At 63.3% G+C, this 20,482-nt stretch carries 17 protein-coding genes; 11 read left to right on the top strand and 6 right to left on the bottom strand.

The window, feature by feature from the left end; genetic code table 11:
• Window positions 1–113 precede the first annotated feature (113 nt).
• Entirely contained in the window at window positions 114–833 is a 720-nt protein-coding gene (locus FIV42_RS12490; protein WP_141198013.1) for a 2-phosphosulfolactate phosphatase, read from the top strand.
• Window positions 834–1,042: 209 nt separating this feature from the next.
• Here FIV42_RS12490 and FIV42_RS12485 read toward each other — a convergent pair whose 3' ends face one another.
• From FIV42_RS12485 to FIV42_RS12475, 3 genes are all read right to left on the bottom strand, one after another.
• On the bottom strand, window positions 1,043–2,602 hold the full coding sequence (locus FIV42_RS12485) for a vWA domain-containing protein (protein WP_141198012.1): 1,560 nt from the start codon (window positions 2,600–2,602) through the stop codon (window positions 1,043–1,045).
• Window positions 2,603–2,991: 389 nt separating this feature from the next.
• Entirely contained in the window at window positions 2,992–4,071 is a 1,080-nt protein-coding gene (locus FIV42_RS12480) for a phosphotransferase family protein (RefSeq protein ID WP_141198011.1), read from the bottom strand.
• Window positions 4,068–5,270, bottom strand: coding sequence for an acyl-CoA dehydrogenase family protein (locus FIV42_RS12475; protein ID WP_141198010.1), 1,203 nt, complete (start codon window positions 5,268–5,270; stop codon window positions 4,068–4,070). The genes FIV42_RS12480 and FIV42_RS12475 overlap by 4 nt, the downstream gene beginning before the upstream one ends.
• 155 nt (window positions 5,271–5,425) lie before the next feature.
• Here FIV42_RS12475 and FIV42_RS12470 point away from each other — a divergent pair, with 155 nt between their 5' ends.
• Complete coding sequence (locus tag FIV42_RS12470) at window positions 5,426–5,923, top strand: hypothetical protein (RefSeq protein ID WP_141198009.1); 498 nt, start codon at window positions 5,426–5,428, stop codon at window positions 5,921–5,923.
• Here FIV42_RS12470 and FIV42_RS12465 read toward each other — a convergent pair.
• Window positions 5,899–6,582 carry an HD domain-containing protein gene (locus tag FIV42_RS12465; protein ID WP_141198008.1) on the bottom strand — a complete coding sequence of 228 codons (684 nt, stop codon included), beginning with the start codon at window positions 6,580–6,582 and terminating at the stop codon, window positions 5,899–5,901. The two genes, FIV42_RS12470 and FIV42_RS12465, sit on opposite strands and share 25 nt — an antisense overlap.
• 210 nt (window positions 6,583–6,792) lie before the next feature.
• Between FIV42_RS12465 and FIV42_RS12460 the strand changes: the two genes are divergently transcribed.
• Both FIV42_RS12460 and FIV42_RS12455 read left to right on the top strand, forming a co-directional pair.
• Window positions 6,793–7,170, top strand: a complete 378-nt coding sequence (locus tag FIV42_RS12460) for a DUF962 domain-containing protein (RefSeq protein WP_141198007.1) — start codon at window positions 6,793–6,795, stop codon at window positions 7,168–7,170.
• An 88-nt stretch (window positions 7,171–7,258) separates the two neighbouring features.
• Window positions 7,259–7,696 (top strand): DUF2383 domain-containing protein, encoded by a 438-nt coding sequence (locus FIV42_RS12455; RefSeq protein ID WP_141198006.1) that lies wholly within the window; start codon window positions 7,259–7,261, stop codon window positions 7,694–7,696.
• Here the strand turns inward: FIV42_RS12455 and FIV42_RS12450 are convergent.
• Entirely contained in the window at window positions 7,693–8,250 is a 558-nt protein-coding gene (locus tag FIV42_RS12450; protein ID WP_222615443.1) for a gamma-glutamylcyclotransferase, read from the bottom strand. The two genes, FIV42_RS12455 and FIV42_RS12450, sit on opposite strands and share 4 nt — an antisense overlap.
• A gap of 126 nt (window positions 8,251–8,376) precedes the next feature.
• On the opposite strand from FIV42_RS12450, the gene lpdA reads away from it, so the two are divergent.
• The 7 genes from lpdA to sctQ all read left to right on the top strand — a co-directional run bounded on the left by lpdA (window position 8,377) and on the right by sctQ (window position 18,547).
• On the top strand, window positions 8,377–9,792 hold the full coding sequence (gene lpdA / locus FIV42_RS12445; RefSeq protein WP_141198005.1) for a dihydrolipoyl dehydrogenase: 1,416 nt from the start codon (window positions 8,377–8,379) through the stop codon (window positions 9,790–9,792).
• Window positions 9,793–9,877: 85 nt separating this feature from the next.
• Window positions 9,878–11,221 carry a dihydrolipoamide acetyltransferase family protein gene (locus tag FIV42_RS12440; RefSeq protein WP_141198004.1) on the top strand — a complete coding sequence of 448 codons (1,344 nt, stop codon included), beginning with the start codon at window positions 9,878–9,880 and terminating at the stop codon, window positions 11,219–11,221.
• Window positions 11,222–11,298: 77 nt separating this feature from the next.
• Entirely contained in the window at window positions 11,299–11,625 is a 327-nt protein-coding gene (trxA, locus tag FIV42_RS12435) for a thioredoxin (RefSeq protein WP_141198003.1), read from the top strand.
• 203 nt (window positions 11,626–11,828) lie between these two features.
• Complete coding sequence (locus FIV42_RS12430; protein WP_141198002.1) at window positions 11,829–13,298, top strand: tetratricopeptide repeat protein; 1,470 nt, start codon at window positions 11,829–11,831, stop codon at window positions 13,296–13,298.
• 178 nt (window positions 13,299–13,476) lie between these two features.
• Window positions 13,477–16,014: a type I DNA topoisomerase gene (topA, locus tag FIV42_RS12425; protein ID WP_141198001.1), complete on the top strand. Its 2,538-nt coding sequence runs from the start codon at window positions 13,477–13,479 to the stop codon at window positions 16,012–16,014.
• A gap of 278 nt (window positions 16,015–16,292) precedes the next feature.
• The gene (locus tag FIV42_RS12420) at window positions 16,293–17,192 is read left to right on the top strand and encodes a flagellar hook-length control protein FliK (protein ID WP_141198000.1); all 900 of its coding nucleotides are present in this window, start codon (window positions 16,293–16,295) and stop codon (window positions 17,190–17,192) included.
• Window positions 17,193–17,209: 17 nt separating this feature from the next.
• Window positions 17,210–18,547, top strand: coding sequence for a type III secretion system cytoplasmic ring protein SctQ (gene sctQ / locus FIV42_RS12415; protein WP_141197999.1), 1,338 nt, complete (start codon window positions 17,210–17,212; stop codon window positions 18,545–18,547).
• Here sctQ and FIV42_RS12410 read toward each other — a convergent pair.
• Entirely contained in the window at window positions 18,544–20,475 is a 1,932-nt protein-coding gene (locus FIV42_RS12410; protein WP_141197998.1) for a hypothetical protein, read from the bottom strand. The two genes, sctQ and FIV42_RS12410, sit on opposite strands and share 4 nt — an antisense overlap.
• Window positions 20,476–20,482: the final 7 nt, after the last annotated feature.

The following is a 20,482-nucleotide window of genomic DNA, read 5'->3' as shown; positions in this document are numbered from 1 at the left end:
GGCATAACGACCGCCTCGCGCAAACGCAGCTGGTCGTCCGCCCTTCAATAGTAGTTCCACCTCAATAGCCGGCGTGTCTGTTCAGCAAGGCCTACCGAAAGGAGAGATTCCCCATGACCCAACCCACCATCGCCATCTTCCAGGGCCACACGCCCGAGCTGCCCGACGCCGACGTCAACGTGGTCATCGACGTCATCCGGGCGTTTACGACGACCCACGTCGCCTTTTTGCACGGCGCCACCGAGGTGCTGCTCGCCGGGGAGGTTGACGAGGCGTTTGCGCTCAAAGAAGAGCACCCCGACTACGTGCTCGCCGGCGAGCGCGACGCCATCAAGATCGAGGGCTTCGACTTGGGCAACTCGCCGTTCGACTGTGCCGGGTGCGAACTCGACGGCCACGGCATGATCTTGAGCACGACCAACGGGGTACGCGCGACGTTGCACGCGATGCAGCATGGGCGAGACGGGCACGACGGTGTCGTGCTCGTGACCGGCTACACCAACGCCCAGCAGACCGCCGACCATATCCACGCGCTCGTCGAGCGCGGCGAGGCGAGTCGGATCAACTTGGTCGCCTCCAACCCCACCGGCGACGACGACCTTGCCTGCGCCGAGTTCATCCGCGACCGCATCCTGGGCCACGGCGAGATCGACCACGACGAAGTCGTGCGCCGCATCCGTGCGTGCGAGTCGGCCCAGAAATTCATCGATCCCACACGTGAAAAATTCGACCGACGCGACATCGAAATGGCGATGGTGCCGCGCGGGTCGAATTTCGTGATGCTCGTCTTAGAGCGCAATGGGCAGCCTGTCGTCGAGAAAGAGGACTTTTGAATCACCACTGGGGGCGCGGGGACACGGGGAGAGGCAAAAAAGGCGTTGGAATCACTACGGGAGAGCACGTGGAAGAAGAAAAAGTAGTTCCCTGTGCCCCCCGTGCTCCCCGTGGTGAATCCCGCCCTTAGGTAGCGTGAAGGGGACCACAGGGAGCGAGTAAAAAGTAGTTCCCCGTGTCCCCGTGCTCCCCGTGGTGAACTCCACCGTCAGTTCGAAGCGATCGTCTTGGCCATGCCGACCAGGTCGACGAATTCGGTCTTCTGCGGGTCGGCACCGGGGTTGGCGCCCTGGGCGATGGAGAGGACATCGTCGTAGCGTGCGCCTTCGGAGTGCTTGCTCTCGCGCAGGATTTCGGCGTACTCGGCCACGGCGGCGGCGAAGCGGAAGCTGTCGCTGGCGCCTTCGAAGGTGTCTTTGACCTGCGACATCTTGATGCCGCGCTGCAAGAGCTTGCTTTCGTCGCCGTACTGGGGTTTGTAGCGCATGCGCACCGTCGCCAAGTTGTTGGTCGAGGCGGCCGCGTCGGGGCTCAGCTCGATTTCGTACAGCGCGGTGACCGTGTGGCCCGGGCCAATCTCGCCGGCGTCTTTGGTGTCGTCGTCGAAGTCTTCGTTGGCCATCACGCGGTTCTCGTAGCCGACCAGGCGGTAGCGCGCGACGCTGGTCTGGTCGAACTCGACCTGAATTTTGACGTCGGAGGCGATGACCTCGAGGGTCGACGGCAGGTTGTCGCCGAAGATGCGTTGGGCCTCCTGCTCGCTGTCGACGTAGAAGTAGTTGCCGTTGCCGTCGCGGGCCAACCACTCCATGGTCGCGTCGTTGTAGTTGCCCATGCCGTAGCCCACGCAGGTCAGGCTGATGTGCTTGTCGCGGTAGTCGCGCACGAGCTGGACGAGGTCGTCGCCGGTCTTGCCCACGTTGAAGTCGCCGTCGGTCAGGATGATCACGCGGTTGTTGCCGCCCTCGATCTTGGCCTGCTCAGCCATCTTATAGGCCGACACGATGCCCGCCTCGCCGTTGGTCGACCCGCCGGCCGACAGGTTCTCGATGGCCGACTGGATCTGGGCGCGGTTTTGCACCTCGGTCGGTTCGAGGACGACCCCATCGGCGCCGGCGTAGACCACGATGCCCACCGAGTCGGACGGGCGCAGGTGGTCGAGCAGCGTGTAGAGCGACTCTTTGACCATCGGCAGCTTGTGCGAGCTCTGCATCGAGCCGGAGACGTCGATCAGGAAGACCAGGTTGGTCGGCTTGAGGTCCTCGACCGGGATCTCCTCGCCCTGCAGGCCGATGCGCAGCAGCTTGTGGTCCTCCGCGCCGAATTTGCTGGGCGCGATCTCCATGTTGATAGAGAACGGATCTTCACCCGCCGGCTGCACATAATCGTAGCTGAAGAAGTTGATATACTCCTCGGGACGCACCCCTTCGGCCGCCGGAAGATACCCGTTGCGGATGTCGCGGCGCATCAGGGTGTAGGAGGCGTTGTCGACGTCGATGGAGAACGTCGAGGTGTTCTCGGTGGCGGTGTCGACGAAGTCGTTCTCCTCCCACTCCTCGTAATTCTCGCCCTCTTGATAGTCGGGATCGGCCTGCTCGCTCGTGCCCGCGTCGGCGTAGCTCTGCGAGTTGTTGTAGTTCGGCGAGCCGTTGTGATCGGGGGCATAGGCATAATCTCCGCCGGTGCTCTCGATATCGCCGCAGGCGGCGAGCATGAGTGAGGCACTGAGTGCGATTAAGGCGCGTTTTGCGAATTGTGTGGGGCCCATTTGCGTCTCCTCCGTTCTTGGTCAGCAGTCATCGAGTGTCGGCTGTACGTCCGGGATACGTCGGGGAGACGGTGCAAATGCGGTGCCGGGCGGGAAAAATGTGCGGGATTGGGTTGTGGAGGGGATCGGGGTGTTGTCGAGGCTGACACGGATGTCAGCGTGGGGACATGGATGTCATGGGGGTGGAGTGTGTAGCTCTTTGCTTCGCGGCGCCCCCCATCCGCCTCGCGCTAAACGACGCGCTCGGCACCTTCCCCCAGGGGAAGGGTTGTCCTTGCGCGAACCACAGTAGTAGCTGTTCGCAGGGTCATCCCTTTCCCTCGGGGAAGGTGGCTGGCGCGAAGTGCAGCGCCAGTCGGATGGGGGGCCCCAACAAGCTACGCCTCCACCTACCCCAACCCCTCGATCTTTCCCTCATCAATCGCCTTCTGCGCCACGTCGCCCAACGCCTTGACCGCGTGGATCAACATCGCAAAGCGCGGGTCGTCGGTGTCGCCCTCCTTGAAGCGGAAGTAAATCTGCTGGCCGATGACCGCGACTTTATAGAGGCCGTAGACGAAGTAGAAGACGATGTCGTCGACCGGCAGGCCGCTCTTTTCGGCGTAGCGATCGACGAGCTCGCGGCGGGTGAAGTTGCCCGGCATCACCGTGGGGCCGAAGCTCATCGCCTTGATGACGTCGGGGTCGTCGGGCTCGACCCAGTAGGCCAGGCTCGTGCCCAGATCCATGAGCGGGTCGCCCACCGTGGCCATCTCCCAGTCGAGGATGGCGCGCACCTTGGTGAGATCGTCGGGATCGAGGACCAGGTTGTCGTATTTGAAGTCGTTGTGGATGATCGAGGCGCCCACCTCGGCGGGCATATTCGCCTCGAGCCACTCGCCGGCGCGGTCCATGGCGGGGATCTCGTCGGTCTGGGCGCGCTTGTAGCGGCCGATCCAGCCGGTGACCTGGCGCTCGACGTAGCCTTCGGGCTTACCGAAGTCTTCCAGCCCGGCGGCCTCGAGGTCGATGGCGTGCACCTCGGCGAGCGTGTCGACGAACGCCTCGGAGAGCCCGCGCATCGTCTGCTCGTCGAGGCCGTCGACCTTGGGCTTGGCGCCGCGCAAGATCACCCCCTCGACACGCTCCATCAGGTAGAACGGCGCGCCGATCACCTCGGCGTCGTCGCAGTAGGCGATGGGGTCGGGGATCTTGTCGAACACCCCATCGAGGTGGCTCAAGATGGTGTACTCGCGGCTCATGTCGTGGCCCTTGGCGATCTTCTCGGCGCCAAAGGGCGGACGTCGGAGCACGACTTCCTTGCCATCGACCTGCAGCATATACGTCAGGTTCGAGTGGCCCGACGGGAACTGCTTGACGGCGATATCGCCGGACAGCTCGGGGACTTCCTGGTCGAGCCAGGTGCGCAACGCGTCGGTGTCGAGCTCCTCGCCGGAGCGGACGTCTTTGGGTTGGTCGATGTGGGTCATTTGTCCTCCCGATACTTGGCCAACTCTTTCTTCGCCACCTGCGACTTGTGCACCTCGTCCGGCCCGTCGTAAATGCGCGCGGCCCGCTCGTGGCGGAACCAATAGGCCAGCGGCGTGTCGTCGGTCACGCCCAGGCCGCCGTGGACCTGAATGGCGCGGTCGAGCACGTTTTGCAGGACGTTGGCCACGTAGAACTTGATGGCCGAAATCTGGATGCGCGCGGCCTTCTGGCCGCTCCTCTCGATCTCCCAGGCGGTGCGCAGCACCAGCATGCGGGCGGCGTCGATCTCGGCGCGGCTGTCGGCGATCTTGGCCTGGACCATCTGCTTGTCGCCCAGCATCGTGCCCGGATACAGCTCGCGGGTGGCGGCGCGCTCGACCATCAGCTCGAAGGCGCGCTCGCAGATGCCGATCCAGCGCATGCAGTGGTGGATGCGCCCCGGTCCCAGACGTTGCTGGGCGATCATGAAGCCGGCGCCCTCCGGGCCCAGCCGGTTGTCGATGGGCACGCGGCAGTCGTCGTAGACGATCTCGGCGTGGCTGGCGTAGTCGTCGCCCGGCTCGCCCATCACCGAGATGTTGCGCACCAGGTTGAAGCCGGGGGTGTCGGTGGGCACCAAGATCTGGCTCGCCTTCATATAGCGCGACTCCGCCTCCGGGTTGGTCACCGCCATGACCACCGCGAAGCTCGCGCCGTCGGCCGACGAGGTGAACCACTTGCGCCCGTTGATGACGTACTCGTCGCCGTCTTTGACCGCCGTGGTTCCCATCTGGGTGGGGTTGGCGCCGGCATACTCCGGCTCGGTCATCGAAAAGCAGCTGCGGATCTCGCCGCGCACCAGCGGGTCGAGGTATTTCGCGCGCTGCTCGTCGGTGGCGTGCTCGATCAAAATCTCCATATTGCCGGCGTCGGGCGCCTGGCAGTTGAACACGTAGTGGCCCACCGGCGAGCGGCCCAACTCCTCGGCGATCATGCCGAAGTCGACCAAGGAGAGCCCCAGGCCGCCGTGTTCCTCGGGCAGGTGTGGCGCCCACAGCCCCAGATCTTTGACCTTCTTTCGCTTCTCTTCGAGCGTCGGCACCAACGCACGAAACGACTTGCCGACAAACTCCGACTCGAGCGGCTCGAGCTCCTCGCGCACGAATTCGGCGATCGTATCGAGCCTCTTTCGCTGCTGATCATCGATCCCAAAATCCACCTTGCTCCTCCTCGTTGGGGGTGAGTGTTTGCGCCTACTCTAACGCAAGCACAACTAAATCACGACCTTGCTGCCCGGCCAAATTGCCGTGTTGTCGGTGTGTAGCTTTTGGGATACAGTAACGACAAACATGTCAACCGTTACACGGGGGCGCGATGACCTATCGCGACGTGCGCTACAAGAACGCAGCCAAGGAAGCACCAGACTTCAGCGACGAGTTTCTTGTCGAGTGCCCCAAATGCCAGGCGTGTGCCTTTCTGTTGCCGATGGGCGAGGACGCCACCGACTCACCTCACGCGAGCGAGAGCGCAATGAACCCGCGCTATCTCGAGTGCTCGGCGTGTTCCTTCCAGCGCTCGTGGAAGCCGGGGGACTTGAACTTCTTGCGCACGCTGGTCAATTGGTTTGGCGAATTGTCGCTCTATCTACGCGTTGGCTGCGGCAGGCACACCGTTTGGGCGCTCAATGTGGCCCACCTGAGCTATCTCGAAGCGCAACTCGAACAGGCCGTCGCAGGTGCCACCGAACTACCCCCGCTGTTGGAGGTGTGGCTCGAAGATGAAGACCCCATCGATATCGCTGCCAGCCTCGCCCGCTTGCGCCAACGCCTGCCCGACAACCTCTCTTCTCAAGTGACCTCGTCGGCCAACTGATCCAGGTAGGTCTCCATAAACTCGTGGCGCTTGGCGGCGAGTTGCCGACCTGTCGGCGTGTAGAAGCGCTCCTTTAGTTTCAACAACTTTTTGTAGAAGTGGTCGACGGCGTACTCCAAGTCGTCGAGCTCGCGTGTGTCGGCGAACGGATCGGCCATGTCGCAGATCTTTCGCTGCAGCTCTCCGTTCACGTAAAAGACGCGCGCGATTCCAAAGGCCCCGATCGCCTCGAGGCGGTCGGCATCACACAGAATTTGGGCCTCGAGCGACTCGGCGGGAACGCCGGCCGAGAAGCTATGCGCCCGGATGGCGTGGTGAACTGCGTCGAGGCGTCCTGCGAGGGCCTCGAGCGATTTGTAGTGCTCGACGGCCGCGTCGGCCGACTTGGTCGACGCGAGGTGGCGCTCGGGGTGGTCCTTGGGGAGGTCGACCACGTCGTGCAGGATCGCCGCGGCGCTCAATGCCTCCCAGTCGACCGTGGCGCCTCGTTCGGCCTCACCGTCGCGGATACGCGCGGCGTTTCGCAGCACGCGCAGGATGTGGCCGAAGTCGTGGCTGCCCGAGTCGCCCAATTCATCGGCCAAAAAGTCGACCGTAGGCGCCACCCAGGGGCGATCAATCAGGGGAGCGATGGCGTCGCGGAAGGTTTTTTTGTTCATGGTGTTACGTCATTCAGAAGTTGGGAGGGCGCAGTCACGTGGCTACTGGCTGAGGCGTGCTCTACGCAGTCGCGTCACGAGTCGTCCGCCCCTCAATATTAATTCCACTTCAATAGAGGGCGCCGCAACCCAGCAAGGCCTTCACACATGTCGCCGCAATCAGTACATTGACCATCAACAAACCGACAACCTCCAATCCCAGAGGCGCCCATGTCCGACGAGAAATTCGAAAGCTTCGACGAGTTCTGGCCGTACTATTTGGCCGAGCACAGTGATCCCACCAACCGCTTGTTGCACGCCGTGGGCACATCGGCGGCGCTGGTATGTGCGGCGGCCGGGGTGTTCAAAAAGAACCCCAAGCTGCTCGCCCTGGCACCGGTGCTCGGATACGCGCCGGCGTGGATCGGCCACTTTCTCATCGAGAAGAACCGTCCGGCGACCTTCAAGCACCCGTTGTGGTCGCTTCGAGGGGATTTCAAGATGCTGCGTCTGATCTTGGGCGACGAGATCGACGAGGAGATGCTGCGTCTCATCGCCGAGGGCAAGACCACCCCCAAGATGCTCGAGGAGCTTGCGGCCGCCGAGTAACTCGCGAGCGGATTGAACCCGCCGATATCGCGCTTATCGTCGATGCCAAGGTGTATTTACTGACCCGGACGAACTGGGAGGAATTGCCATGGCAAAAGACAACGAACGCGCACAAAAACTGCGGCGCCTCGCCGAGTATCACAAGAGCGCCGCGGATCGGTACGGCGCCGCCGTCAAAAACGTCGAGCTCGAAGATTATAGCGACCTGTTTCGCGAGTATCAGAAGAAGCACTCCGATTTTGCCGACGAGCTCGAGGCGCACGCGACCACCTTCGAAGGCTCCCAGGAGGAGATCGAGGAGGTCGAGCTCGGCATGTTGTACGATGATTTGGAGCGCCTCGAGGACAACGTCTCCGAGACCGATCTCGACGCGTTGATCGCCGAGACCAAGCGTGTCGAAGACGAGCTCTTGGAGCAGTACGAAGACGCGATGAACGCCGAGTGGTCGCCCGACCTCAACGCGCAGATCTCCGATCAATTCGCCTCGCTGCAGCGCTCGCGCAGCGAGTGGCAGCAGCGCCGCTAGAACTCCTCGCCGATGAGCTCGCGTAAGGCGTGCTCGATGGCGAACACATGCGGGTCGTGGGCCTCCATCTTGCGGAGGCTCGCGGCCAGCTCGAGCAAGTACTCACGATTGGGCCCGCTAGGACCGTGGGAGCGGTAGATCTGGCGGGCGATTTCATCGACGGGTGCCGGTCCCGCCCACTCCGGATTCTCGCGTGTCGCCACATAAACCAGGGCGTCGCGCACACTCTCTCCCGACCGGCAGTAAACGTTTACCTGGTGGCGCTCGTAGCCACCCTTTTCGCGATGGTCGAGCCGCGCCATGATCTCGTTGGCACGAGCCGGAGCGATGCGATAGGCGCGGCCCCACACCCGAGCCTGGGGCTCACGCAGCAACGTGACCACCCGCCCGGGCGCACCGGGCACCCCGCGGTGGTCGGTCGATCCCTGATAAAACTTGCGCGTCCACCCTTCGAGGTAGCCGTCGCGGTGCTCGACGTGCTCGAAGTCGGGACGCCAGATGAGTGAGCCGTAGCCAAAGATCCACATAGTGTTTGCGTGTTTTCTAGAGAGCACGAATGGGCAACTCGGATGGGGGGCGTCAGAAAGCAAGGCTTGGCTTGACAAAAGTACCCCTCCTAGTACGTTCCAACACGATTGCGCAGGCAAAAATTTATCAACCTCGAGAAGTCGGAGACAAACGTGAGCAAGTACGACGTGGTGGTAATCGGTAGCGGTCCGGGTGGATACGTGGCGGCGATTCGCGCCGGCCAGCTGGGCCTCAAGACGGCGATTGTCGAGCGCGAGAAGACCGAGCGCTTGGGCGGCACGTGCCTGCTGCGCGGGTGCATCCCGACCAAGGCGATGTTGCAGACCGCCGATCTGCTCGCCAAGGCGAGCCACGCCGAGGACTTCGGCATCTCGCTGAGCGACCCGAAGGTCGATATGGACAAGATGGACAAGTATCGCGCGCGGATTGTCAAGAAGAACGCCGGCGGCGTGAAGTACCTGATGAAGAAGAACAACGTCGACGTCCACTTCGGCCACGGGCGCATCGCCGGCAAGAACAAGGTGTCGGTCGAGGGCCTCGACGGCAAGACCACCACGCTGGAGACCAAGCACTGCGTGCTGGCCACCGGCAGCGCCTGCCAGCACCTGCCGTTCATCGAGATGGACCACGAGCGGATCATCGACTCGGACGACCTGCTCCAGATGACCGACAAGCCCGAGCACCTGGTCGTCATCGGCGCCGGCGCTGTGGGCAGCGAGTTCGCCAGCGTCTTTCTTCGCTACGGCTCCGAGGTCACGCTCGTCGAGATGGTCGACCGCCTGCTCCCCATCGAGGACGTCGAGGTCTCCAAAGAGATCGAGAAGAGCTTCAAGAAGCAGGGCATGAACGTGATGACCTCCTCGAAGGTCACCGACGTCACCCGCACCGACGACGGCGTCAAAGTGGTCGTCGAGACCACCAAAGGCGGCAAGAACTCGGCCAAAGAGATCCAAGCCTCGCACCTGCTGGTCGCCACCGGCCGCCGTCCGGTCACCGGCGACTGCGGCCTCGACAAGACCAAGATCGAGGTCGACGACCGCGGTTATATCGCCGTCGACGAGTACATGCAGACGGCCGAAGACTGGGTCTATGCCATCGGCGACATCGTCAACACCCCGTGGCTGGCTCACGTCGCCTCCCACGAGGGCATCTTGGCCGTCGACCACCTCGCCGGCGAGCCTGCCCACCCGCTCAACTACGACCTGGTGCCCAACTGCACCTACACCTCGCCGGAGGTCGCCTCCGTCGGCTTGACCGAAGAGCAGGCCAAGGAGCGCGGCTACGACGTCAAGACGGGCACCTTCCCGTTCTCGGCCATCGGCAAGGCGAGCATCGTCGGCCAGACAGAGGGCTTCGTAAAAATCGTCAGCGAGACGAAGTACGACGAGCTTCTGGGCATGCACATCATCGGCCCGAAGGCCACCGAGTTGATCACCGAGGGCACCGTGGCCATGGAACTCGAGTCGACGGTCGTCGAGCTGTTGCACACCATCCACCCGCACCCGACGCTGGCCGAAGCCGTGGGCGAAGCCGCGCACGCGGTGATGGGGGAGACGATTCATATTTGAGCGGGATTGCAAAACAGCTTTGTCGTGATACAGATACAAACGTCAAAAGAACGCCGCACATAAAACCAAAACAAGGACTTGCGCGATGCGAACCGAAGTCGTCATGCCCCAGATGGGCGAATCGGTAGCCGAGGGAACGGTCACTACTTGGCTCAAGGAGATCGGAGATTTTGTCGAGCGTGACGAGCCGCTCTTCGAGATCACCACCGACAAAGTCGACGCCGAAGTGCCCAGCCCCGTCGCCGGTGTGCTCGTCGAAAAGCACGTCGAGCCGGGTCAGACCGTCGAGATCAACACGATCGTGGCGGTGGTGGACACCGAGGCCCAAGAGGGTGAAGTGCCGGCCGCCGAGCCGGCTCAGGCCGCCCAATCGGTCGGCGACGAAGAGTCGAACGTCGTGTCGCTCGAAGAGGAAAAGACCACCCGCCAGGTCGCGGCTGCAGGTGGGTCGGCCTCCTCGGTGACCGCCGACGCCGGTGGTTTTCCCAGCAAAGCCGAGCTTCGTCGCACTCGCTCGACCCCGGTGGTGCGTCGCATCGCCGCCGAGCACGGCATCGACGACCTGTCGCCCATCCCCGGCTCGGGCCTGTCTGGTCGGGTCACCAAGGACGATATCTTGGAGTGGATCGACCAGGGCAAGCACCTCGAGAAGCCGGCGGCGCCGGCGGCACAGCAAGCCCGGAAAGCCTCGACCGGTGGCACCACCACCCGCGAGATTCACCGCCCCGACATCGAGGTGGGCGAGCGCGACAAGCTCGAGATGCTCACCCCGCAGCGCAAGATGATCGCCGAGCACATGGTCGCCTCCAAGGAGATCAGCCCGCACGCGCACACCGTTCACGAGGTCGACTTCTCGAACGTGGTCGCCGCGCGCAAGGCGCTCAAGGCCGACTTCGCCGAGCGCGGCGTCAAGCTGACCTACACCGCCTTTTTGATCAAAGCGGCCGCCGAGGCGCTGCGCGAGTATCCCACCGTCAACGCCTCGATGGACGACGAGTCGATCGTGCTGCGCGGTGACATCAACGTGGGCATGGCCGTGGCGCTCGACAAGAGCCTGATCGTGCCGGTGATCGACAACGTCGACGAGCTCAGCCTGCTGGGCGTGGCCCGCAAGGTCAACGACATCGCCGACCGCGCGCGCAACAAGCGCCTGAAGCCCGACGAGGTCAAAGGCGGCACGTTCACCCTGTCGAACCACGGTGTATTCGGCCCCGAATTCGGCATCCCCATCATCAACCAGCCGCAGGCGGCGATCATGAGCACCGGCGCCATCAAAAAACGGGTGGTCGTCGACCAGAAGACCGACGCCATTTTGGTGCGGCCGACTTCGATCTGGTGCCTGTCGTTCGACCACCGCATCATCGACGGGGCGACCGCCGACAAGTTCATGCGTCGGATGCGTGAGATCATCGAAAATTGGGCGATTTGAAACCTTCAGACGGTTCAGACATCCAATAGGCGAACATTTAAGAAATGTACTCCGACGTACCCAAAGGAGATTGAGACATGACAACGGTAAATATCACCGCCGAGAACTTCGAGAGCGAAGTCGCCAACAGCGACGTCCCCGTCATCGTCGACCTGTGGGCGCCTTGGTGCGGCCCGTGCAAGTCGCTGACCCCGATCCTGGAGAAGCTCGCCGAGGAGTTCGAGGGCAAGGTCAAAGTCGGTAAGGTCAACGTCGACGAGCAGCCCGAATTGGCCCGCTCGTTCAAGGTCCAGAGCATCCCGATGCTCGTGGCCCTCGACGGCGTCGACGTCACCGATCACCAGATCGGCTTCCGCGGCGAAGGCGCCGTGCGCCAGATGTTCGAGAAGGCCGCCGGCGAATAATCGTCGCCCGCCAACTCGGTTCGCACCACAGAGAGCACGGAGAGCACGGAGGTTTGAAAAACTTCTGGAATTCTCCGTGCTCTCTGTGCGCTCTGTGGTGAACCGAGCGTGCAGTTCGCTTGGCTTGTTGCGCCACGTGTCGTAACTACAATGAGGGCGAGGACAACGCATTCGATTTTTCTACCGACCCAGGTGAGGTACCTATGTCTGGCTCCGCTACAAGCTCGCTTGCTCTTTCGGAAGAGCAACAGCAGCAGCTGGAGGCCATCTCCGCCGAACTCGAGCCGCTGCGCGCGGCCGGTGCACCCAAAAAGGCGCGATCGAGCCTCGACTCGATCCTGTCGAACGTGCCCGAGGCGGAGGACTATCAGTTGTTGAGAGCGGCCTTGTTGGCGCTGCGGGCCGACGTGCACCTCGATCTCGACGAGCCTGCCCGCGCCCTCGAAGACGCCGAAGCGGCGGTGGAGGCCGGCTGGCAGAAGTCGGAGACCTACGACGCCGCCGGCTGGGCCAACTACGGCCTCGATCGGCCGGAAGCGGCCCGCGATCAATTCGATCGCGCCCTCGAGCTCGACCCGGATCGGGTCTCGAGCTTGATGGGGCGCGCACTGGCGCTGGTCGACGTCGACGAGTTCGATCACGCCCGCTCCGATCTGACGCACGCGATCAATATCGAGGGCAACGACGCCGAGCTGTACGCCCTGCGTGGGGACGCGTTTATCCGGATGGGCAAGTTCGACCAGGCCGAGCGCGACCTGATCCAGGCGCGCGAAATCGACCCGGAGGAGTCGGATTATGCCTTGCAACTCGCCCGGTTGATGATGGTGCAGGGGCGCGCCGACGACGCCGCCAATGTGATCGATAAGGCGATCGAGGGCGATGACACCGCCCTGGAGGCGTTGCTGCTTCGCAGCCACATCCATCTGTTGGGCGGCCGTAACACCCAGGCACGCGCCGATGCGATTCGCGCGTCGAATAATTTTCCCGACGAAGCGTTTGCTTTCGTGCAGCTGGCTCATGTCCAACTCGCCGCCGGTCAGGGCAATATGGCGCTCAAAGCCGCCGAGCGAGCCGTCGAGCTCGATCCGAGCCTGTCGGACGCCTACATGGTGCGTGGGGCGGCGCTGCACATGCGCGGCGACACAAAGCAAGCTCAGGAAGATTTCGAGCGCGCCCATCAGGCTCCCGCCGAGCTTCCGATGTTTTTGCTCGGCCCCTGCTACAGCGCCCTGGAGGCCACCGGCTTCCAGACCTCGATGCGTGACATGCTCAACCGCTACTCCGAGGCCGTCTCCGGAGAGAGCGCAGGCGAGGGCGGCCAAACCGGCGCCCACCCGCCGTTTGGCAGCTTCGATCCGATGAGCCTGCTCGGTCAGGTCTTCGACGATTCGGGCAAGATGAAGGGCCGCTTCAAGCCGTTTTTGGAGATGGCGATGAAAAACGCGCCCAATATTCTCAAGAACGTGCCGCCGAGCCTGCTCAAGAATGTCGGCGGGCTCGACCCGTCGCAGCTCGAGGATATCGACCTGTCGGAGCTGTCCTCCGATCAGATCGAAGAGCAGATGCGTCAGTTTTACGAGATGATGCAGTCGGGGGAGAACCCCTTCGAGGGAATGAACGGAAACCAGCCGTCGAGCGACGGTGACGACGACGACCCCGACGGCGACGTCTAGATCGACATTGTGCGAAAAATTGGCGTTGTGCCAATGGCGCGGCGCCGAATGAATCGGGTTCGGCGCTGGACAAATCGGGTTCCATCCTCCATACCAATCGGTCGACCGACCACCCAAGTGTGTTGCGTCGTCCCCATCGAAAATCTCACAAGTACCTGTAGATAAAGAGCGTTTGCGTATGTCGAAACTCGTCATCGTCGAGTCGCCGGCTAAGGCGAAAACGATTGAGAAATACTTGCCCGGAGACTTCCGAGTCTTGGCTTCACTGGGCCACGTTCGCGATCTTCCCGACAAGAAGAGCCAGCTTCCTAAAAAGTATCAAAAGGAGGATTGGGCTAGCTTGGGCGTGGATATCGAGCACGAGTTCGAGCCGATCTACGTCGTCAAGGACAAGCGCTCTAAGAAAGCGATTTCGGAGCTCAAAAGCGAACTCAAGAAGGCTGAGGAGCTGTACCTCGCGACAGATGAAGACCGCGAAGGTGAAGCAATCAGCTGGCACTTGGTCGAGCTTCTCAATCCCAAGGTTCCCACCCGACGCATGGTGTTCCACGAGATCACCAAGTCGGCCATCCAAGAGGCGCTCGAGCAGACGCGCGACATCGACGTGCACCTCGTGCAGTCGCAGGAAGCGCGCCGCATTCTCGACCGACTGGTGGGCTTTCCGCTGTCGGGGCTGCTTTGGAAGAAGATCGCGCCCAAGCTCTCCGCCGGCCGCGTCCAGTCGGTCGCGGTGCGCGTGTTGGTCGAGCGTGAGCGTGAGCGCCGCGCCTTCCGCACCGGTACGTATTGGGACCTGAAGGCCGCGCTCGACAAAGACGGCAGCAAATTCGACGCGGATCTCGTCTCCATCGACGGCACCCGCATCGCCAGCGGCAAAGACTTCGACAAGGACACCGGCAAGATCGCCGAGGGCAAGGATGTCCTGCTCGTCGAGGAGGAGATGGCCAACGAGCTGCTCGACAAGCTCGAGGGACTCGACTGGCGCGTCCAGTCGGTCAAAAAGCGCCAGTACACCACGTCTCCTAAGGCGCCGTTCATCACCTCGACGCTCCAGCAGGAGGCCAGCCGCAAGCTCGGCATGTCGGCCTCGCAGACGATGAGCATTGCTCAGCGCCTGTATGAAAGCGGAAAAATCACCTACATGCGTACTGACAGCGTCAACCTGTCGAAGCAGGCGGTGACCGCGGCACGCAAGGCTGCCCGCGAGCAGTACGGCGACGATTACGTGCGTGACGAGCCGCGCATCTACTCGTCGAAGTCGAAGGGCGCCCAAGAAGCTCACGAGGCGATCCGCCCGGCTGGCGAAGAGTTCGTTTCGCCCAAGAAGAGCGGGCTGAGCGGCCGCGAACTCAAGCTGTACGACCTGATCTACAAGCGCACGCTCGCCTGCCAGATGGCCGACGCCAAGAAGACGAGCACCTCGGTCGAGCTGGTCGTCGACGTCGACGGCAAAGAGGTCGTCTTCCGCGCCAACGGCCTGAAGACCGACTTCGCCGGCTTCATCAGCGCCTATCTCGAGTCGAGCGACGACCCGGAAGCCGAATTGGCCGACCAGGAAAAGCACCTGCCGCCGATGAAAGAGGGCGACGGGGTCGACTGCACCGACGTCGAACCGATTCGCCACGAGACCAAGCCGCCGGCACGCTACACCGAGGCGTCGCTGGTCAAGGTGCTCGAGGAAGCAGGCGTCGGCCGCCCGTCGACCTACGCGTCGATCATGAGCACGATCACCCGCGATGATCGCTACGCCCGAAAGCAGGGCAAGACGCTCATCCCGACCTACACCGCGTTCGCCGTCGTCGAGCTGCTCGAGGATTACTTCCCGGGCCTGGTCGACCTGCAGTTCACCGCCCGCATGGAGGACGATCTCGACGAGATCGCCCGCGGCGAGGGCAGCAAGGTCGAGTACCTGCACCAGTTCTACCGCGACGAAGGTGCCTTCGACGACCAGATCAAATCGGGCGAAGAGGAGATCGACAACGAAGAGGCGCGCGTGGTGCACCTGTCCGATTTCCCGGCCACGCTTCGCGTCGGCCGCTTCGGCCCCTACGCCGAGTGGGAGGCGGACGGTGAGACCAAGAAGATCGACGTGCCTGAAGATATCCCGCCCGCCGACCTGACCCTGGAGCACCTCGAGGAGCTGTACGCCGAGCGCGAGCAGTGGCCCAAGGCGCTGGGAGAAGATCCCGAGACCGGCAAGACGGTCTTCCTGAACAACGGCCGCTATGGGCCGTACGTCCAGCTCGGCGAGCGCATCAAAGGCGAGAAGAAGCCCAAGACGGCCTCGGTACCGCCCAACGTCGAGCTGCACGACGTCGACTTGGACCAGGCGCTCACGTATCTGTCGCTTCCGCGCGTGCTCGGCGAGCACCCCGAGGACGGCAAGCCCATCGAGGCCGCCATCGGCCGCTACGGGCCCTACGTGCGCCACAAGCGCGACTACCGCAACCTCGACAACGTCGATAAGGTCTTCACCATCACCTATGAGGAGGCGATGGAGATCTTGAGTCAGCCCAAGAACAACCGCAGGCGCCGCAAGGTGCTCAAGGAGCTGGGCAAGGATCCCGAGAGCGGCAAAGAGATCAACGTCCTCGACGGACGCTACGGTCCCTACGTCAAGCTCGGCAAGACCAACGCGTCGCTTCCCAAAGGCGTCAATCCCGAGGACATGACGCTCGAAAAAGCACTCGAGTTGATCAAAGAAAAGCAGAAGTGATCGCGTGATCGAGGCTTCGCGGAGCGGCTGTCTGCTGCCCGCGGAGCACTCGCCGGTGCAGCCCCGAGGCTCGCCTCGGGGTCATGAGCGCCAAACAGAGAATCGCGAAAAAATCGAAAACGCCGGCAACTGCGTAAGTTGCCGGCGTTTTTGCGTTTTCTTGGTTTTCCACATGCCTGTGGAGAAAAAAGTTTCGCCGAACACGCAACGATTTGGGCCTTTTTGCCGAAAACAGTAGTAGAGCCGGAGTTCACCCGTGACCTGCTGCGGATCGAACCGTGAAGATAAACAACGAGAACACGACCCAGGCCGAACGCCTCGATGAGCCCGCCGACAAGAAGGGCACCAAGAAGTCCGAAGACAAGAAGGACTTCAAAGAACTCTTGAAGGGCAAGGGAGGTGAAAAGGGCAAGAAGGCGCCGAAGGGTTCCCAGAAGAAGACCGTCGGTGACCGAGCGGCCCGCCAGGCGTCCGAGCAGCGCACCGCGACCGGGCAGCCGGGCAAGCAGACGCTCGGGCAGGCTGATGGCTTCAGCCGTCGCCTCAAAGGCGGTGAGCTGCAACTCGGACGTCAGCTCGAGCAAAAAGACCGGCTCGGCGCCGAGCGTCAGGTCACCCAGCATCACGACGAGGCGCGTGTCGAGCACGGCCACCGAAAAAAGCATCACCGCCAAGTACACACCGAGCACGCGCAGAAGGCCCGGCGAGGGCAAGATGTCCGCGCACCGAAACAAGATGGCGGCCCGAGACAAAACTCGGGCCCGAAGCTCGGCGCCGCCAGCTCCAAGAGTCACGACGCCAGCCGCGCCGAGCAATCCGTCGAACTCCAACCGGCCCAAGTTGGCACTTCGGAAGCGAAGGGTCCGGCCAAAGCAAAGGGGAACGCCCCGATCGAGCAGTCGAAGCTGCGCGCCGAAGTGGCCGAGCTCGCCAAGCAACTCGTCGAGCGGGCCCACGTCGGCCGGGACGCTAGCGGGCGTCAGATCATGCTGCTCGACCTGCAGGTGCCCGGTCGCGGCAACGTGCGCGTGCGTTTGCGACGCCGCGGCGACGGCTTCGAGCTGCGCATGCGCCCCGAAAATGAAGACTTTGCCCGCGACCTGCGCCGCGAGCGCGAGCACTTCCGCCAGTCGGCGGCCGATAAGGGCGTCGACTTTACTTCCATCGAGATTGTCTAATTGCCGGAGTTGCCCAAATGCCTCATCACCGAGAGCCCGGATCTTCGACACAACATGCCGCGCACGGGGTGAATATCCCCAAGCGCGCCGTCAAACGCCGCCGCACCGTTCGGCGTATCCCGCTCAAGTCCCTCGAGGCGCTGTCTCGGGCGGAGGTCGAGTTGGGAAACCGCCTACTCGGTCTGCTCCCGTCGCCACACCCCGGCGAGCGTCTGCTCGACGAATTGGCCGACGAGCTGGAGCGGTTGGTCGGCTTGGAGCACGATGTCTTCTTTCACACCGTGCGCACCTACGAGGGAAACGAGTTCACCTCGCGCCTCGAAGACCACTTCGTGACCACGCTTCGCCTGGCGCCGGACCCCGACGAAATCGTCGTGGCGGCGGACATGAACCTGGTGGCCAGTTGGATCGAGGAGTTGCTCGACGACGAGCCGCCCGAAGCGCGCACCCTCACCCCGCCGAGCGCGCGTGACTTCGGGCTGGTGACCTTTGTCGCCATGCAGTTGGTCAACTGGCTATGCGCGCGCGGCCTGCCGCCGTTGTCGATTCCCACGGCCCAACCCGATCTGGAGACGGTGGCGCAGCGATTGCGCCGGCAGTCCGAGATCGCCGAACTGGTCTACACCGTCACCTCACGACGCGCCGCGGGCTTGGTTCGCCTGTTCGTGCCCGCCGACATGGTGCGCAGCATGGAGGTCTTCGTGGCGACGGCCGCGCGACACGAGAGGCGGCGGCATCGACTGATGATGACGCGCCTGGGCACGGTGCCCGTCGAGCTATCGGCGAGCTTGGGAAGCGTGAGGCTGGCGGCGCATGAACTTGGAAGCCTCGGGCAGGGCGACGTGCTTCTGCCCGGTGAGCACGGATTGCGTGACGAAGCTCTTGCTGGAAAAGGAACTGTTGCTGGAAAAGGAACTGTTGCTGGAAAAGAGGCGCGCGGGAAGCTGTGGCTGGGGGCTTCTCAACAGAGCTTCATGTGGTGCGAGTTTCGCCGGCAATCGACCGACATGTGGGAGGTCGAGATTACGGATGCGACCCCTCGGGATCGTTCACCCAATATAACCGAAGGAAAAGGAGATACAGTGAGCCACGAAGAGAAGCAGGAGAGTCAAAACAGTCACGGACATGCCACCCAAGTGCTCGAGAAGGCCGAGGTCGACGTCGAGGTGCGCGTCGGCACGCTGCCGCTGCCAGTGGCGATGCTCGCCGAGGTACAATCGGGCTACGTGCTCGAGTTGGAGCGCCGAGTCGATGACGGCGTCGATCTCGTCGTCGATGGACGGCTGGTCGGTCGCGGCGAACTGGTCAACGTCGACGGGCGCTTGGGCGTGCGCGTGCTGTCGATCGAGGACTAGTCGCCTTTCGCCTCCGACCACTCCGACCGGCTTTGCTGGAGGTCCTCGCGGGTCAGTTCGTCGGTCGAGGCCGGATCCGCCTCCCAGATCGGTTTGGAGGGGCTGGTGCCCTCCTCGGCGACCTCCTGAGGGAGCTTGTGGTCGCTGAGCGTCTCGTCGTCGGCCGGCTCGCCGCCCATGAAGTCGTCTTGCAACAGCCACGAGACGTCGTCGTGAGCGCTCTCACGGATGCGCTCCATGTCGACCGGCGTGAGCGCGGTGGTCTCGTCGCGCACCGGCGGGGTCAGCTTGGAGTGATCGACGTCGGGAAATTGAGGCGGTCCGTCGCCGTTCCCCTCGATCCCCATTTTCTCGAGCATGGCGTCGACCGCAGCTCCGTCAGCCACGTTGGTTTCGGCGTGCTCCGAAGAATATTCGAGGCCGAGGCCGGGCGGCGGCGCATCGCTGCTCGATGGCTCAAAGAGATCTGAGGGATCGGCTGCCAGTGAGGGATCGACGGTGCCGACGCGTGTGCGCTCGGCGGTGTTGTTTTCATCGGCCTTCGCATGCTGCTGGAGCATTCGCGCGTTTCGCGCCTTCACAAATGCCTGCAGGTCGATCTCGCCGGACTGGCGCAGCAGCTCCTCCTCGTCGATCTCGTCGCTCTTCAAAAGCTCGTCGAGGCTCATCCCGTCGGGTACTGGATGCTCCCCGGAGTTGACCGTCGGCTCGGACTGCTCCTTGCCGCCCAGCGAATCGCCGCCCAACGAATCGCCGCCCAACGAATCGCCGTCCAACGAATCGCCGTCCAGCGGCCGGATATCGGAGTTGACGGTCGGCTCTTCGGGAGGCTTGTCTGCGTTGGGAAAAATCGATTTGCTGCCGCGCCCTTGGCCGCCGGCGCGCTTGGGTGACACGATCCCTGCCATGGGGGACGGACGACGGCGACGCTCCGGGCTGTTCGAGGGACTCGAAGACACCTCAGGCTGTGACTCGGGCTCCGACAGCGGCTCGGAATGTGGTTTCGGCTCGGAAAGTGGTTTCGGCTCGGAGGCTGGTTTCGGCTCCGGCGTGCGCTCGATGGCCGGGGCGACGAAGAGATCGTCGAGCCCCTCGAGGACCTCGAGGACCGAGGGTCCTCCAGACAGAATCTCGGCCCAACCGGACGGATCTCGCCGTACCAGGCTCGTGATCGCTGAATGCCCCTCGGCGTCGACGTCAATGAACAGACAACTGTCGAGGCGGATTTGGCCGGCCGGGGTGACCACCGAGCGAAGCTGGCGTGCGAGCGCGTCGGGCGAGTCGGCGTCGATGGTGAACCAGCGGTTGTGGGCGCCCGGGGTGCCCGCAAAGCTGACCAGGTCGTCGCCGCGGTTGAGCCCGTCCCAAAAGATGCAATCGTGGGCGCGGAGCAGTCGCTCGAGATCGCGGCGCTCACGGTCGTTGGCCGGGGGGAAGACGTGGGTGGCGGTCGGCTCCAACAGATCGCGTGGTGGCACGTCCGAGACGAACACCAGCTCGCGGCGGCCGAGTTGGGAGGCCAGCCACAGCAGCACGGCCCCCTTCTTGGAGCCGATAGTGCCGGCGATCGAGCCGGTGCTGCCGGCGCGCGCCAGCTGCAAGAGCTGGTCTTCGACGGTATCCTCGAGCGGTTCGGCGGGCACGTCGAGGCGGCGCTCGCCGAAGATGGTCAGCCCGTCGGCGCCGCGCAGCACGCGCAGATACCATGGGCCGAGCACGGCTTGTTCGCGTTTGGCGGCGATCTCCCGGGCCAGCGACTGTACCGCGTCGACGTCGAGGGGGGTCTTCGACGCCGTCCAGCGCGCGCCACGCAGGACCGACAGGTGGCCGGCTGCTGACACCTTGAACTTGTGCGTGCTGTCCTCGGCCAACATCTTGACCAGAGTGGGCAGCACACGCAGCTGCTGGCTGAAATTGGCGGTGTCCATGGGTGTT

Origin of the sequence: Persicimonas caeni, from assembly GCF_006517175.1 — a bacterium.
Classification (GTDB): domain Bacteria; phylum Myxococcota_A; class Bradymonadia; order Bradymonadales; family Bradymonadaceae; genus Persicimonas; species Persicimonas caeni.
Note: the sequence above shows the minus strand (reverse complement) of the source record. Positions and strands in the feature narration are given on the sequence as shown.